Here is a 16,252-nt window from a genome sequence, read left to right as displayed (position 1 = left end):
TTGTACTGTTCAATATAGAACTGCAAAAGTACTAAAAATTGTGTAATTCAGCGTATTTTTCTATGCTATCGCAGCTATTTGAGTCATTTTGTTGAAAACTGACTAAGTTAATTAGGGTGGTTTATGGTTTAGTGTGGTTTCAATTCGAAATTTTACATGTAATTCTTCGATTACAATCGAAAAATTACATGTTTATTTTCGGTTAGGGATGAAGTTCCTCCATTACAATCGTATCAACGCTAATTTCTATTTCTGGCGTACGACCACAGGAATGGAACTGGACTGGCTGGAGGAAAAGGGTGGTGTGATTTACGCGTTTGAAGCTAAATGGAATCCTAACCGAAGGGCTTCTCTGCCTTCTGCGTTTTTGGAGAGTTATCCGGGAACTGTTTATCAAGTTGTAACTCGTGATAACTATACGGACTTCTTATTGGGCTCTTGAGCTGCTTACTTTTGATGTTATCATTTGTAGCTTTTATGCTAAAGAGCATTCATTTTCTTTGTGATTCTTCAAAAGTCCGATTAGCTTTACTTTTGCGCTATGGAAAACTGGATTGAATACTTAGATACACTCATAGAACAGGATATCCGATGGAATGTCTACAAGACTCTCGCGATACTGCTCGTACTATGGCTGATCAAAAAAGGCGCATACAAACTCATCGGTATCAAGAAGGATGCGGAGATGAAGCGTATGTATCATCAGCGAAAGACGGTACAATATACGCTTGTATTTATTGCCCTGCTATTGATCGGGAATATTTGGATTTCCAATTTTCAGTCCATTACCACTTTTCTAGGGTTATTGTCAGCCGGTATAGCCATTGCTTTGAAAGATATCTTTGTGAATATCGCCGGATGGATGCTGATTTATATCAAAAAACCCTTTGATGTAGGCGACCGAATTCAAATCGGGGAGTTTAAAGGCGATGTGGTGGATTTGCGTTTGATGCATTTCAGCATTTTGGAAGTGGGTAATTGGGTAGATGCCGAGCAAAGTACGGGGAGGATTATCCATATTCCGAATGGTAAAATATTCATGGACCCGCAGGCAAACTACAGCCAAGGGTTTGACTATATCTGGAATGAACAACATGTAAATATCAGCTTGGATTCGGATTATAAGAAGGCCCAGGCAATTTTAAAACAAATGCTCACCTCCATGTTTCAACCAGATTTTAAGAACATTGAAGCGGCTTTGAAGCGTGCCCAAAAAGAACATTTTATTTCGTTTAGCTTATACACACCTACTGTATATGCCAAAATCCATGAGCGCGGGATTCAGCTTTCTTTGCGCTACCTCTGTAATCCACGGAAAAGAAGATTTTTTGAACACATGATTACAGAAGGAATCCTGGATAATTTTAAGGCAGAATCCTCCATCCAAATTGTGTATCCAACTACTTCTGTGATTCTCAACCAATCGGGCCCAATAAAACCACAGGCCTGATTTAAAAAAAAATTCTATAGAAATTTTGAGCTTTCGATTTTTTCATCAATATTAGTGTCATAATATACTAAGACAGTAAAACAATTTTTATGTACACAATCCAAAATCTCTCATTCAGATATCAGAAGAGAAGGCCCTTGCTGCGGGATATTTCTCTGGAGCCACTACCCGGGCAGGTGGTGGGCTTGTTGGGTAAAAATGGAACAGGGAAGTCCTCCTTGCTCCGCTTAATGGCGGGCTTATTGAAGCCAACGACCGGTACACTTCAGTTTGCAGGAGAAGAAGTGTTCAACAGAAATCCGGAAGTATTAGCCGCACTCTTTTTCTTACCCGAGGAATTCGATTTTCCAGCAGGACTGAAGGTAAAAGAATACTTTCATACCCTTTCTCAGTTTTATACTTCCTTTGACTGGAATGCCTTTGAGCAATACACGAATGAATTTGAGGTGGAAATCCATCGAAAATTTGGTAGTCTTTCGTTCGGTCAGCGGAAAAAATCCTTGATTGCTTTCGCTTTGGCGTCCAACTGTCAGGTGATTTTGATGGATGAACCGACCAATGGTTTGGATATCCCTGCGAAGGCAACTTTCCGCAAATTGGTAGCTGGAGCCCTTTCCGAAGATCAGGTCATGGTCATCAGTACGCATCAGGTAAGGGATTTGGAAAAATTGATCGATCATGTGTGGATCATCGACCAAGGTACCATGCGCTTGAATGCTTCGGTGGAGGAGTTGGAAGAGCAATTTGAATTTGGCTTTGCCTCTGTTTTGCCAGCAAACACTTTCTATCACGAGGCCCAATTGGGTACCAATTTTTATATCAGTCCCAAGCAGGCCGGTAAAATGCCTACCTCCGTCAACCTCGAATTACTGTTCAACGCCAGTATCTCGGATAAATTAACTGTTTCATCCACTTCTAATCTTCAAGCATTATGAGCAAGTATTTTAACTGGAATAGATTTGTGTGCTTAGCCAAGTTTGACTATGTGCAGCGCAAGTGGTTTTATTGGGGGCTATTGCCTTTGATTTTTGCTTTGGTAAGTTTGGTGCATTTGGTGACTTGGAATGTATTTCGATTTCAATCAGAAAATATTCCAACTAACAATCTTAAAATCTTTTTTTTCGTTGGGTTGGTACTAGCTACTTTGGTGATCTCTGGAAACAGTTTTAAGGAGTTTTACAAAAAGGAAACCTCTTTACAATTTTTAATGATTCCAGCTTCCAACTTTGAAAAATATTTGCTCAAATTATTGGTGGGTATTTTGCCTGTAGTCCTTTTCTATCCTTTTGTTTATGATTTAGCTGTTGAGTTTTCGGTTTGGGCAACAGTACTTTATCAAAAATCAATCTGGGGAAGAGTTGTCAGAGCAGAGGAATATATGCCAATAATTCAGCTTGGTAAAGCCTTTATCAATCCTATTGATGGACCATGGTGGGGACCAATTTCAATTATCACATTCTGGTTGTTCTTTCCATTGTATTTTTTTACCAGTGGAGTGCTTTACTCAAAACGTCCTAAAATCTATAGTTTCATAACCTTGTTGGCATTTGGCTTCATACTAATCAATTTCATAAATTTATTTTCTGGTTTCTTAAAGACTCCCGTTTCTTTTTTACTTAGCTATCCTGAATTGTCTGAGGGTTCTCCCATGTCTTCCTCAAGTTTGATTATGTTGGTCTTCTTTTGGTTGACGATTCCGACTATGTTAATCTTGTCCTATTTCAAACTCAAAGAAAAGGAGGTCTAAGATGGAATTTAGCGAACATAAAAATATCTTTCTTCAAATTGGAGATTGGGTGTATGAACAAATCCTCGATGGACGCTTGCAGCCTGGGGATAAGTTGCCATCCGTACGGGAATTGGCAGTGGAACTGGAGGTGAACCGAAATACCGCAATGCGAACCTATCAGGTATTGGAAGAGCAGGGGGTGTTGGAAAATAAGCGGGGCATTGGTTTCTATGTATCGGATGCTGCTCCCAATGTTATTTTGCATAGACAGAAAAAGGAGTTTTTTGCGGACGAACTCCCTTTGCTGATTCAAAAGGTTAAGCTGTTGAAGCTTACGAGCGAGGACCTTCAGGAATTGATATTAACTATTCAACAAAACGACCATGAAAACTAGTACACGAATCATCATTATATATTTTGCGGCTTTCTTCTTTTTTCTTGGAGCGAGCTTTGTTTATAATGCTTATCAAATCAAGAAAAATCCACCCGCAGATATGGAGGATCGTAGTTTTGAATTTAAATTTGAATATAAAGAAACTCTGGGAGATGAAGTTGACGGCGATGTAAGTATTCCAGATACGGTTGACAGCATGTTTGTATCTCCCGATGGAGACGTTTCGATGCCCTCATTTCTACGAGCTAAAGAGTCGGACACTTCATCAAACTGAAGTATTCAGTGGAGTTAACTTTTCCAAAGTTTTAAACTTTGGAAAAGTTATACGCCCAAAGTCAGCTCATAGAATATGATCACCTACTTTTTTCCTTCTATCAGATATGCAGTAGGTTTTTTTGGGATTTGTGTTAACTTTCTTTCCTCTAATTCCCATTTCTATGAAAAGAATATTCCTCTCCTTGGTGATGGTCATTTGTTGGCAGGCCGTTTCAGCGACTGAACTTTATCACCTGATTAGCAGCTATCAAGCCGATGTCAGTGCACTCAATCGAAAGTACACCAATCAACATTCCGATGAATATTTTCAACGATTCGACAAACTCTACTCCGATTGGTTGAAAGTATTGGAAGGCTTGCCGTATGAGAGCTATTCCTTGGATGGAAAATTGGATTATCAGTTGCTAAAAAATCATTTGGAAAAGCAACAGTATTTTCATCAAGCATCCTATGAGGAATTTAAGTCCATTGCTTCGGTAGTCGCTTTTTCAAAACCTTTGGAAGCATTCTATCAGCAACGCAGGGCAGCTGTCAAACCTGCGTCTCAGGAATTAGCAGCTACTTTTGCTTCGGTAGAAAACGAGGTAAAAAAAGCTATGGAGCAAGCTAAAAAAGCCAAGCCATATACCTCTTGGCAGCAAGCAGAATTGGCAGCTGCTGCAGTGGAGAGTTTACGAAGAACTGTGGAGGAAGCCTATAATTTTTACTTCGATTACGATCCTGAATTCACCTGGTGGATGAAAAAGCCCATGGAAAGCATGAATCAGACCCTCCGCAGTTATGGTAATTTTTTAAAAAATCATTTTGAAAATACCGTGGTGAAAGATGATGGTTCGGGTATCATCGGCAAGCCCATCGGGAAAGTTAATGTCGACAAAGAACTGCAACACAACATGATCCCATACACTGCTGAAGAGTTGATCCGAGAGGGGGAAAAGCAATATGCCTGGTGTGAGGCAGAGATGATCAAAGCTTCGGAAGAATTGGGTTTTGGCAAGGACTGGAGAAAAGCCTTGGAACATGTGAAAAACCAATATGTACCAGCAGGTGTGTGGCCGGGGATGGTAGTGGAGATGGCCGATGAGGCGATTGATTTTATGGAGAAATACGATCTACTGACTGTACCAGCGATGGCCAAGGAAACCTGGAGAACAACCATGATGTCGGCAGAGCGACAGAAGGTAAGTCCGTTTTTCTTAGGAGGAGAAACGATCATCATTTCTTATCCTACTTCAGAGATGTCTCACGCAGATAAAATGATGAGCATGCGGGGAAATAATCCCCATTTTTCCCGTGCGGTGGTACATCACGAATTGATTCCTGGACATCATTTGCAGCAATTTATGAATCAGCGCTATTTTCCACATCGCCGCATGTTTAATACGCCATTCTGGGTAGAGGGATGGACCTTGTATTGGGAATTTAATCTATGGAACAAGGATTTTCCACGCAATGCAGAAGATAAAGTCGGTATGCTATTTTGGAGAATGCACCGAGCTGCCCGTATTGTCTTTTCCCTTAATTACCACTTGGGCAAATGGACGCCTCAGCAATGCATCGATTACCTAGTAGATGCCGTAGGACATGAGCGTGCCAATGCAGAAGCAGAAGTGCGTCGTTCTTTCGAAGGAAATTATGGTCCCTTGTACCAATTGGCTTACATGATTGGTGGCTTACAGGTTTACAGCTTACGTCAAGAAATGGTCGAAGGAGGCAAGATGAGCGAAAAAGAATTCCATGACTTCTTCATTACTCAAAATTATACCCCGATTGAATTACTCCGAGCTCGGATGAATGGGGATATTCCTAGGGATTTTAAGAGTAGGTGGAGGTTTTTGGATTGAGGCTTTCTCAAATTGTTTTCTCACAATTCATTAGATGAAAAGTCAACGCATTGCTTCAAGCGTTGACTTTTTATTTTTTCAAACCAAAATTATAAACCCTATAGATACTCCATCGGAGCGTCCGAAATTTTAACAACGGGTTTCAACCCGTTGATGAATAATCATACCCAAAGTGAAGTGTCGTAGACACGATAGACATGAGCTTAAAGCAATTATGTCGGCCGTCCCGATGGGACTTAGGGGTCATAAACTAAACTTGAGGGCCGAGGGTTGAAACCCTCGGCTACTATTGTTGGTCGTATCAATGAGACTATTGCGGTAATCCGTTCGTAAGAACTGACTGTTTTCATGAATGGGAATCCTATCTAAAGTAATCGAACCTAGCACCACGATTCCCCAGTTCACGAGTGGCTTTCTTGTTTCTCAACTCTCGCATCTCGCTTCTCGCATCTAGTCTCTCCAAAATATCCCTCCTACAACTTCCTCTTAATAAAGTCTGTCATTAAGCTATATAAATGCCAAGACGTATTGCCGCCTGAGATGCCGTGGTTTCTATTCGGATAATACATGGTTTCGAATTGCTTGTCTGCTTTAATCAAAGCATCTACCAAGTCTACCGCGTTTTGATAATGCACGTTATCATCACCTGTTCCATGGATGAGTAAGTAATTTCCTTTTAATTTATTAACATGAGTGATGGGGCTATTATCATCGTATCCGGCAGCATTAAGTTGAGGAGTTTGCAAATAACGCTCGGTGTAAATGGTATCATAGTATCTCCAGGTAGTGACAGGAGCAACAGCGATGGCTGCTTTGAATACATCGTTACCGATCATCAATGCCAATGAAGACATGTACCCACCATAGGACCAACCCCAAATACCAATGCGAGCTGCATCAATGTATGGGAGAGAACCAAGGTGCTTGGCTCCTGCTATTTGATCATCTGTTTCCAGTTTGCCCAAGTTGGCATAGGTGATGTGCTTGAAGTCTCTGCCTCGTCCACCTGTTCCTCTGTTGTCCACGCATACGACAATATAGCCTTCAGCTGCCAGATGATGATGCCAGAAATCACGGGTTCCTCCCCAAGAGTTCATGACATTTTGAGAGCCTGGACCTCCGTAAACATACATCAAAACCGGATACTGTTTGTTGGGATCAAAATCAGCAGGTTTGATCATGTAGCCGTTCAGGGAAGTGCCATCTACTGTAGGGAAAGAGAAAAATTCTCGTTCACTCATGGCGAATCCTTGGAGACGCTCCTTCAATTCAGCATTGTCTTCCAAGGTTTTTACCAATTTGCCAGAGGCATCAAAAAGGCGAACTATCAAAGGGCTATTGGCATTGGTGTAGTTGGAAATGAAAAACTTGAAATCTTTCGACATATTGATGGAGTGATTACCCTTTTCTGGAGTGAGCAGCTTTTTGCCTTTACCGTCCATACCTATCACGTAAAGGTTTCTCTCCATTGGAGACTGCTCGGTAGATACATAGTAGATTTTCTTTCCTTTTTCGTCGATTCCGACCAAATTTGTCACTTCCCAATTCCCTGAGGTTATCTGACGAATCAATTTCCCTTGGTTGTCATGATGGTAGATATGCTTAAAACCATCTTGCTCAGAAGTGCGGATAAAGCCTTTGTTTCCTTCCAAAAAGCGTAAGTCATCATTAGAGTTGAGATCTACGTAGGTTTTGGCTTCTTCCCGCAGAACTAATTGACTTGCGCCGGTCTGTACATTGGCATAAAACAAATCCAACTGATTCTGTAACCTGTTTAAGCGTAGATAAGCCAACGTATTGGCATCATTGGTCCAGTAGATCCGTGGTAGGTAAATATCTGTTTCTTCACCTGCATCTACTTTCACTGTATTTTTTCCTGCCAAGTCATACACATGAATGCTGACCTCTGAGTTTTTCTCACCTGCTTTTGGATATTTAAAGCGGTAGTCTTCCGGATATAATTTTCCCCAAAGCTGCATATTGAACTCTGGAACATCTGTTTCATCAAAGCGGATAAAGGCGATCTTCTTTCCATCAGGAGACCAATCAAAAGCCTTGGCCATGGAAAATTCCTCTTCATATACCCAATCAGCCGCTCCGTTTAGTACATGATTCCACTTACCGTCATTCGTAATCTGCGTAACGGCATTGGTTGATAGGTTGACATAATAGAGGTTATTGTCTTTGACAAAAGCTACTTTGTCATTATCAGGGGAAAGCGTGGCATACATGATTTTCTCCCCATTCATTAATTGCTGGGCAGTACCTGTTTTCAGATCTATCACATGAAAAACCCCTTTGCTGGAACGTCTATAGATTCGTTCAATATCAGAGGCTACCAAAGCTTTGGACTCATCCGAATTGAAGCTATAGCTACTAAAGTTGATACCTAAAGCAGCACCATCAATTAATTCGCCTGCTTCTTCTCCGGTAGCAACATTGATCTTAACTACTTTTGGGCCAGCTGGACCACGCTGTAAGGAAGAATAAAATTGTCCATCCTTCATCCAGTTGATTCCAAAAACAGATTTTTGGGAAAAGACGGAAGATTTAAAAACATCTTCTAAGCTTACTTTTTTCTTTTCTTGGGCCTGTACTTGCCAAGAAAGCATCAGGCATGCAATCAATGCCATCCATTTCATTCGAAACATATATGTCAAGGGTTTATTTCAGTGAGCTAAGTTAGTCAAAATGCATGGTTCACAAAGGCGAAGCTGTTGAACGGAGATTTTTTGAACTAAAAGGATGGAATTTTGCTGATTTTGTGCTAATTCGTAGTCAAATTCAATAACCCTATGAAGAAAAAAATTGCCTTAGTTACCGGTGGATATACCGGTGAATCCGTAATCTCACTCAAGAGTGCGGCAGTGGTGGATTCCATCCTTGACCGATCTACCTATGAGGTTTATAAAATCTTGATTTATCCAGGAGACTGGTATCATCAGACAGCATCTGGAGAAAAAATTCCAGTGGACCTCAATGATTTTTCTCTTACTATCGCTACCGAAAAAATTACCTTTGATGGGGTCTTCAATATCCTTCATGGTTCTCCAGGAGAAGATGGAAAGTTGGCGGGGTACTTTGATATGATAGGGTTGCCCTACACTACCTGTGATGCGCTCACTTCTGCCATTACGATGAACAAAGGCTACACCAAGGCGATTGTACAGGACATCCCTGAACTTTTTGTTGCGCGATCGGTACAGCTTTTTGAAAATACTCCTGAGAATGAAGCGCTGATTTTAAAAGAACTGAGACTACCACTATTTATTAAACCTAACAATGGTGGCAGTAGTATCGGAATGAGTAAAGTAAAAGTGCCAAAAGAACTTGGGGAGGCACTGGAAAAAGCATTTGCCGAAGATTCGCAGGTGCTGGTTGAAGAATTTATCTCGGGCAGGGAGTTTTCCATTGGTGCTTTTCGGTCCAAAGGGGAGATTACTGTACTTCCCGCAACAGAAATTGTAAGCAGCAAAGAGTTTTTTGATTTTGAAGCGAAATATCAGCCAGGAATTACGGAAGAAATCACTCCCGGACGAATGTCTGATGAAGAAGTGACTCGTGTCAATCGGATTATCGAGCAAGTCTATCAGAAACTTAACTGCAAAGGTGCGGTCCGTGTGGACTACTTTTTGGAATACGAAACAGGAAAGTTTTATTTCGTAGAAATCAACACAGTCCCAGGACAGACGGAAACCAGTTTAATTTCACAACAGGTGAGAGCAATAGGCATGGAAGTAAAAGACTTTTATAATCTCCTGTTGGAGGAAATGTGGTCCGATTCGGAATAGTAAGTATTTCATTAAACAAATATGATTATACGTAATGACACCAATAGCCGAATATAAAATTTCACCTCGGCAGGCTCGGTGACCAGATAGTTAAATTAATGGAAGGGGGGGTGGAAGAATTGCGGAGAAGCCGCAATTCTTCCACCCCCCCTATAAAAATAAAAAATTCCGTTAGTCGGGCTCGGTTAGTGAGCTTGCCGAACTTTGCAGAGACTATTCTACTAAATATTCTATAAGGGCATTAAAGCGAATATTCATTAAAAAAAAACGACTGATTTCTCAGTCGTTTTTTTTTACAGTCCAAAAGACTTTTTGATTTTTTCTACGTAGTCTAACTTTTCCCAAGTGAAGAGTTCTACATCCAGAGAAAGCTCTTTTCCATCAGGAGTTCGGAACGTTTTGGTGACTACTTCCGGTTCGCGGCCCATATGTCCATAGGCGGCTGTTTCTTCATAGATTGGATACCGAAGTTTTAGACGCTTTTCAATGCTATAAGGTCTCATGTCAAAGAGCTCCATCACTTTTTGAGCTATTTCACCATCGGTCATGTTTACCTTAGCTGTACCGTATGTATTGACATAAATACCCATAGGCTGAGCCACACCGATTGCATAAGAAACTTGTACGAGCATTTCATCGGCTATACCTGCAGCAACCATATTTTTGGCAATGTGTCTGGTAGCATAAGCGGCTGATCGGTCTACTTTGGAAGGATCTTTACCTGAAAATGCACCACCACCATGGGCGCCTTTTCCGCCATAGGTGTCTACGATGATTTTTCTTCCGGTCAGGCCAGTATCTCCATGCGGCCCACCGATTACAAACTTACCGGTTGGGTTGATATGATAGGTGATTTCATCTGTAAACAATGCTTGAATCTCTGGCTTCAATTGAGCTTTGACACGAGGGATCAAGAGGTTGACCATATCTTCCTTGATTTTGGCCAACATGGTAGGTTCATCCGCAAACTCGTCATGTTGTGTTGAAATCACAATCGCGTCGATTCGTTGCGGTTGATTATCATCCGAATATTCAATGGTTACCTGCGACTTGGAATCCGGTCTTAAGTAGGTGATTTCTTTGCTTTCTCTACGCATAGCCGCAAGCTCCCTCAAAATTCTGTGAGAGAGATCCAATGCTAAGGGCATGAAATTTTCTGTTTCCTTCGTTGCATAGCCAAACATCATCCCTTGATCGCCAGCCCCCTGCTCTTCAGGGTTTTTTCTATCCACACCTTGATTGATATCAGGAGATTGTTCATGGATTGCAGATAATACCCCGCAGGAATTCCCATCAAACATGTACTCTCCCTTGGTATATCCTATGCGGTTGATAACCTGACGGGCAATTTGTTGTACATCTAGGTAAGTTTCAGATTTAACTTCTCCTGCTAATACAACCTGACCGGTGGTCACGAGGGTTTCGCAGGCTACTTTGGATCGAGGATCAAATGCTAAAAAATTATCGATCAATGCATCTGAGATTTGGTCCGCTACTTTATCTGGATGTCCTTCAGATACTGATTCGGACGTAAATAAATAAGGCATATAGTTACTTGTTGAATGCTTGTGAAATAAGTCCGTAAAAATACGGCTTCCTGTGGAATTAGAAAATTAAATCGTCTCAATTGTAATCTTTCAATTCTCAGCCTTTTATTGCCCCTCAATATCCTTAACTTTGTTTCATCAAACTAACTTTCTATCCCCTCATGAACGAAAGGTATATGCAGCGAGGTGTTTCAGCCTCCAAGGAAGACGTGCATCAAGCAATTTCTAAACTCGATAAGGGCCTTTTCCCCCATGCATTTTGTAAAATAGTAGAAGATACTCTAGGCAATGATCCTGATTTTTGCAATATCATGCATGCAGATGGAGCAGGCACCAAGTCTTCTCTAGCCTATATGTATTGGAAAGAAACGGGTGATCTGAGTGTGTGGAAAGGCATTGCCCAAGACGCAATCATCATGAATACGGATGATTTACTGTGTGTAGGTGCTGTGAATAATATTTTGGTTTCCTCTACTATAGGAAGAAATAAAAACCTCATTCCGGGCGAAGTGGTATCGGCTATCATCAACGGTACGGAGGAAGTGTTACAGTTGCTACGAGACCATGGGGTGAATGTAGTATTGACAGGAGGAGAAACTGCCGATGTAGGAGACTTAGTACGTACAGTGATTGTGGACAGTACTGTCACGTGCCGCATGAGAAGAGATGAAGTCATATCCAATGACAACATTCGCCCGGGGGATGTAGTGGTAGGTTTAGCGTCGTTTGGACAGGCCACGTATGAATCTGCCTACAATGGTGGAATGGGAAGTAATGGCTTGACTTCTGCCCGTCACGATGTTTTTAGTAAAGTATTAAAAGCAAAATTTCCTGAAAGCTTTGATCCTGCAGTTCCTGAGCATTTGATTTATTCAGGAAAATATGGTTTGACTGATGCAGCGCCAGGGCTTCCCGTGGATATGGGTAAATTGGTTCTTTCCCCTACACGGACCTATGCACCCATTATGGTAGATGTGTTGAAATACTTACGTCCGCATATTCATGGCTTGGTTCATTGCAGCGGTGGTGCCCAAACCAAGGTGTTACATTTTGTAAAGGATGTACATGTGGTGAAGGATAATCTTTTTAAAACGCCTCCCTTGTTTAAAATTATTCAGGAAGAAAGCGGGACTGATTGGAAAGAAATGTATAAGGTTTTTAACATGGGGCACCGTCTAGAGATATACCTAGAGGAGCGTTATGCAGAGGAGATTATTGATATTGCAGAATCCATGGGAGTGGAGGCTAAAATCATTGGAAGGGTCTTGCCTCATGAAGGGAAAAAAGTGACGATCCAAAGTGAGTATGGGACATTTGAATACGAATAAGAAGCTACAATGAAACTGAATTATAAAAAATCCGGTCAGGGTGATGTGTTGATCATCTTGCACGGTTTATTTGGATCTGCGGATAACTGGTTTAGTATCGCTAGAGAACTCGAAAAGTATTTTACTTTGTATTTGGTAGATCAGCGTAATCACGGGGATTCTCCTCACAGCAGTGAGTGGAATTATGAGGTTATGGCAAAAGATATCAAAGAGTTGATGGATGATGAGGGTATTAACAAGGCACATTTGATGGGCCACTCCATGGGAGGAAAGACAGTAATGAAGTTTGCCTCTTTATATCCTGAGTATGTAGATCAGCTGATTGTTGCAGACATTGCTCCCCGATATTATCCTGTACATCATGGGCGGATTTTGGAGGGCTTGAATGCAATCCCTTTGGATACCATCAAATCTAGAAAAGAAGCTGACGATACCTTAGCTGGATACATCAAAATCACTGGTATTCGACAATTCTTATTGAAAAGCTTGGGTAGAGATGATGAAGGTAAGTTTATTTGGAAAATCAATCTGCCAGTGATTACTGAGCAGATCGAGATTGTAGGTGAAGCTATTACTGCCGATCAACCAATAACAATAAAAACTTTATTCATGGGTGGTGCAAATTCCGATTATATTTTAGATTCAGACAAGCAGGAGATTGCAGAAATGTTTCCTAATTCCAGCATTATTTTTATTAAAGATGCAGGTCATTGGCTACATGCAGAGCAGCCAAAGGCGGTGATTGAAACGGTGAAAGCATTCCTCGGTTAAGTGCTCGCTGGCTCGTGGGTTTCTCACAGATAAAGGGGATTTGGCGGATTTGGCGCGGATTTTTTTTTTGGATACTTTAGAGATGGATATCAAGTTTTGATGGTGCAAGGGGCGTTAGCCCTGAGGTCTTTGAAGTGCTCGCTGGCTCGTGGGGTTCTCACAGATAAAGGGAATTTAGCGGATTTGGCACGGATTTTTTATCAACTAATTGTTCCGAAAAATCAACTTAAAAATCTGTGTTCAATCTGTTGTATCTCCTACATCTGTGAGAGCACTTTTTGCGAGCAATTGTTAGAATCGCAGAGCCACTCCGCTTTTTATGGGTGAAAGTTGAATCTCTAGAGAAGCAGTACCTTTAACCGACCGGAATATTTGTTGGTTATAGGCATTGACGGCTCGTTGCTGATTGACGTAGTAGCCTGACATAAATCCTGCACCAACTGACAATACAACAATAGAGGGTCCAAAGATTGGGGCTATGTTGTCATTTTCTGGTGAAAGAAACACGGCTGTGCCGATTACCCCTGCCAAACCCGCAAAAACCAAGGGGATACCAACCCTCTTTCTTTTTTTGGCGATTTCCATGAATTCTTTACTATCAGGAAATTTTGCCATTATAGGTTCTAGCTCCTTAAAATTCAATTTTTGTCCTTTTACTGAGTACGTATTTGAGCCGTAAAACCAATCTCTTTCAACGTCTATCAATTGGATGTCATCCATAACTTGTGCAAGACTTGAGAAGGTGATAGCTAGTAGCATGGAAATAATTAGCGAAAGTGATTTCATAGAGTCCTTCAGTTTGTTATTCGGAATCTACGAAAATTTTGGGCTATATTTAAACTTGAATTCTGAAAAAAGTTTGCATGAGTAAAGGAAAATTATTTTTGATTCCCTCCGTTTTGGCACCTGATACGGCTGCCGATGTCATCAGTCCACAGGTAAAGTCCATCATTCAGCACACCAAACATTTCTTGGTAGAGGATCTCCGTACAGCGCGCAGATACATCAGTAGCCTGCGGTTGGGGGTAGTGATTGATGAGTTGCACTTGGAGATTTTGGATAAGAAAACAAGAACTACTGCCATGCCTGCCTTAATGGCTCCGATTTTTGAAGGCAAAGATATGGGAGTGATTTCAGAGGCTGGCTGTCCAGGAATCGCTGACCCTGGCTCGGTGGCTGTAGCCTATGCTCATGAAAAAGGCATTCAGGTAGTCCCGCTCAGTGGTCCCAGCTCCATGTTTTTAGCTTTGATGGGTTCGGGCTTTAATGGGCAGTCTTTTGCTTTTCATGGGTACTTACCGATTGACAAAAAAGCTAGAATTGCCGGCATCAAGGAGTTGGAAGCGGATTCTATCAAACACCGACGAACACAGATTTTTATGGAAACCCCTTTTAGAAACAATCATTTGTTTCAGGATTTGATCAGTAATCTGCATCCGCACACGAAGCTATGTGTGGCAAAAAATCTAACGGGTTCTGATGAAATGATCGTAACCAAAACAGCAAAGGACTGGAAAAAGGAAACTGTGGACTTGCATAAAATCCCTACGGTTTTTGTATTATACGCCGGAGATCAATAAAAAAAGCCTCTGAATATTCAGAGGCTCTTTATGGGTATATTAGGGACTTATTAGGGTTCTGTAAGAATCGTATATTAACAAAACGTCCTGTACATAGTTTACTGCGACGTGCCCTTTGGCAAATCCACTTTTAACAACAGGGTCTTTATAATACTCGGGGTGAGACTTTAATTTTAGAAAGGTACTAACATTTTCCCATAATTGTGCATTTTTCCCGTATTTTAATGCAAGTCTCCAAGCATCTTCTACGTGTCCATGCCCTACATTGTAGGAAGCTAGTATAAATTGAACCCGCTCATTGGATTCAGGGATTCGTTCTTTCCAAAATCTATCCAAGTATTTAAGGTAATTGACGCCTCCCATCAAGCTCTGATAAGGGTCTTGTGGATTGTCTACACCGAATCTCTGTAAGGTTACAGGCATCAATTGCAGTAATCCTTGAGCGCCTGCATAAGACTCGGCCTTAGAGTCAAAGTTAGATTCTTTGAAGACCAAAGAAGCCAATAGTCTCCAATCCCAACCTAATTGCTCAGCTCCTTTTTGAATAATTTCATCGTATGGAGATATTTTATTTCCTGCAACAGATGAGAAATCAGAGTTGGAGCGGTAAAAGGAATTCGTAGAGTTCTTGTAGTATTTTGCATACAAGGTTTGTACATAGCCTGAACTAGTCTTAGTTGACATCCACTCATTAACTACTTCTTCCAAAACCGGAGCATTTTTTCGTACTGCCCATGCTACGTCTGCTTTCGGAGCAACTTCCCAATCAATGTTTAGATTAGCATGATAACTCGCATTGACCAAGGCTTCCACCTTATCAGCTACTGTATAAGCGATTTTGCCTGCTTTCACTTGCTGAATCAGTGCATCACTATCTAGGGTAGATTCAATAATTGATAATTGAATCCCATATTCCTGCTGAATTTTACACAATTGTGCTTTGTAGATGGCGTCTTTGCGGATGTGAATCGTTTTACCGTCCATGTCTTGCCATGAATTGATACCCGCTCGATCATTTCTATGGACCAACACAGTACCCATTTCTCCAAGAGGATGCGTAAAGTTTGCTAAATGAAAACGACTTTCATGCACTTCAAAATTCATGGCAATGATATCTGCCCGACCTTTGTTCAACATGTAAAAAGCTTCATTGATATCGGATTGCACAATCAAGTGCAAGCGTACTCCTAAGTGTGCGGCCAAGTTCTTCAACATCTCAAACTCATAACCCATTCTACGACCTTTGTAGATATAGTAGCTTGTAGAGGAATTATCTACAATAGCTCTGATAAAGCCTCTTTTTTGAATTTCTTCCAAATCCAAAATAATGGGGGTTTCCCAAAAATTTTCTTCCTTCAGCTCAGGCCCTTTCTGCGTGCATTGCACTCCAAAGAGCGCAAAAACACTAATTAAAATAAATACATATATAGTTTTTTGCATTTCAATAAAGTCCTAAACTAGGACATGGTGAAACTAAGCCGTACTATAACAAATTGTATGCCAAAAAGATACGTTTGCCGAATGATTTAGATTTGAGCAAGT

Annotated in this window: 15 protein-coding genes; 11 read left to right on the top strand and 4 right to left on the bottom strand. The window is 41.1% G+C overall.

Annotated features, from left to right (window positions below; genetic code table 11):
• Window positions 1–208 precede the first annotated feature (208 nt).
• The 7 genes from ACXIUD_RS08720 (at window position 209) to ACXIUD_RS08690 (ending at window position 5,693) form a co-directional block, all read left to right on the top strand.
• On the top strand, window positions 209–442 hold the full coding sequence (locus tag ACXIUD_RS08720) for a hypothetical protein (protein WP_458052235.1): 234 nt from the start codon (window positions 209–211) through the stop codon (window positions 440–442).
• A gap of 99 nt (window positions 443–541) precedes the next feature.
• Complete coding sequence (locus ACXIUD_RS08715; RefSeq protein WP_458052234.1) at window positions 542–1,450, top strand: mechanosensitive ion channel family protein; 909 nt, start codon at window positions 542–544, stop codon at window positions 1,448–1,450.
• Between the two features lie 89 nt (window positions 1,451–1,539).
• Window positions 1,540–2,385, top strand: a complete 846-nt coding sequence (locus tag ACXIUD_RS08710; RefSeq protein WP_458052233.1) for an ABC transporter ATP-binding protein — start codon at window positions 1,540–1,542, stop codon at window positions 2,383–2,385.
• Window positions 2,382–3,197 carry a hypothetical protein gene (locus tag ACXIUD_RS08705; protein WP_458052232.1) on the top strand — a complete coding sequence of 272 codons (816 nt, stop codon included), beginning with the start codon at window positions 2,382–2,384 and terminating at the stop codon, window positions 3,195–3,197. The genes ACXIUD_RS08710 and ACXIUD_RS08705 overlap by 4 nt, the downstream gene beginning before the upstream one ends.
• 1 nt (window position 3,198) lies before the next feature.
• Window positions 3,199–3,573, top strand: coding sequence for a GntR family transcriptional regulator (locus ACXIUD_RS08700; protein ID WP_458052231.1), 375 nt, complete (start codon window positions 3,199–3,201; stop codon window positions 3,571–3,573).
• Window positions 3,563–3,847 (top strand): hypothetical protein, encoded by a 285-nt coding sequence (locus tag ACXIUD_RS08695; RefSeq protein WP_458052230.1) that lies wholly within the window; start codon window positions 3,563–3,565, stop codon window positions 3,845–3,847. Before ACXIUD_RS08700 ends, ACXIUD_RS08695 begins: the two co-directional genes overlap by 11 nt.
• Window positions 3,848–4,010: 163 nt before the next feature.
• On the top strand, window positions 4,011–5,693 hold the full coding sequence (locus ACXIUD_RS08690) for a DUF885 family protein (RefSeq protein ID WP_458052229.1): 1,683 nt from the start codon (window positions 4,011–4,013) through the stop codon (window positions 5,691–5,693).
• A 473-nt stretch (window positions 5,694–6,166) separates the two neighbouring features.
• Here the strand turns inward: ACXIUD_RS08690 and ACXIUD_RS08685 are convergent, their stop codons facing one another.
• Window positions 6,167–8,335, bottom strand: coding sequence for a S9 family peptidase (locus ACXIUD_RS08685; protein ID WP_458052277.1), 2,169 nt, complete (start codon window positions 8,333–8,335; stop codon window positions 6,167–6,169).
• 153 nt (window positions 8,336–8,488) lie between these two features.
• On the opposite strand from ACXIUD_RS08685, the gene ACXIUD_RS08680 reads away from it, so the two are divergent.
• On the top strand, window positions 8,489–9,484 hold the full coding sequence (locus ACXIUD_RS08680; RefSeq protein ID WP_458052228.1) for a D-alanine--D-alanine ligase: 996 nt from the start codon (window positions 8,489–8,491) through the stop codon (window positions 9,482–9,484).
• Window positions 9,485–9,777: 293 nt separating this feature from the next.
• Here the strand turns inward: ACXIUD_RS08680 and metK are convergent, their stop codons facing one another.
• A complete protein-coding gene (gene metK / locus ACXIUD_RS08675) occupies window positions 9,778–11,031 on the bottom strand; it encodes a methionine adenosyltransferase (RefSeq protein WP_458052227.1) in 1,254 nt (417 codons plus the stop codon).
• Window positions 11,032–11,192: 161 nt separating this feature from the next.
• Here metK and ACXIUD_RS08670 point away from each other — a divergent pair, with 161 nt between their 5' ends.
• The gene (locus ACXIUD_RS08670) at window positions 11,193–12,359 is read left to right on the top strand and encodes an AIR synthase related protein (protein WP_458052226.1); all 1,167 of its coding nucleotides are present in this window, start codon (window positions 11,193–11,195) and stop codon (window positions 12,357–12,359) included.
• A 9-nt stretch (window positions 12,360–12,368) separates the two neighbouring features.
• Window positions 12,369–13,130 (top strand): alpha/beta fold hydrolase, encoded by a 762-nt coding sequence (locus ACXIUD_RS08665; RefSeq protein WP_458052225.1) that lies wholly within the window; start codon window positions 12,369–12,371, stop codon window positions 13,128–13,130.
• 291 nt (window positions 13,131–13,421) lie between these two features.
• On the opposite strand, the gene ACXIUD_RS08660 is transcribed toward ACXIUD_RS08665, so the two are convergent.
• Window positions 13,422–13,916, bottom strand: a complete 495-nt coding sequence (locus ACXIUD_RS08660) for a hypothetical protein (protein WP_458052224.1) — start codon at window positions 13,914–13,916, stop codon at window positions 13,422–13,424.
• 77 nt (window positions 13,917–13,993) lie between these two features.
• Here ACXIUD_RS08660 and ACXIUD_RS08655 point away from each other — a divergent pair, with 77 nt between their 5' ends.
• Window positions 13,994–14,710: an SAM-dependent methyltransferase gene (locus ACXIUD_RS08655; RefSeq protein ID WP_458052223.1), complete on the top strand. Its 717-nt coding sequence runs from the start codon at window positions 13,994–13,996 to the stop codon at window positions 14,708–14,710.
• Between the two features lie 39 nt (window positions 14,711–14,749).
• Here the strand turns inward: ACXIUD_RS08655 and ACXIUD_RS08650 are convergent, their stop codons facing one another.
• On the bottom strand, window positions 14,750–16,150 hold the full coding sequence (locus ACXIUD_RS08650) for a transglycosylase SLT domain-containing protein (protein ID WP_458052222.1): 1,401 nt from the start codon (window positions 16,148–16,150) through the stop codon (window positions 14,750–14,752).
• Between the last annotated feature and the right edge of the window lie 102 nt (window positions 16,151–16,252).

The sequence above is a fragment of the Mongoliitalea sp. genome (assembly GCF_054166905.1).
This window is presented reverse-complemented; position numbering and strand designations above follow the sequence as displayed.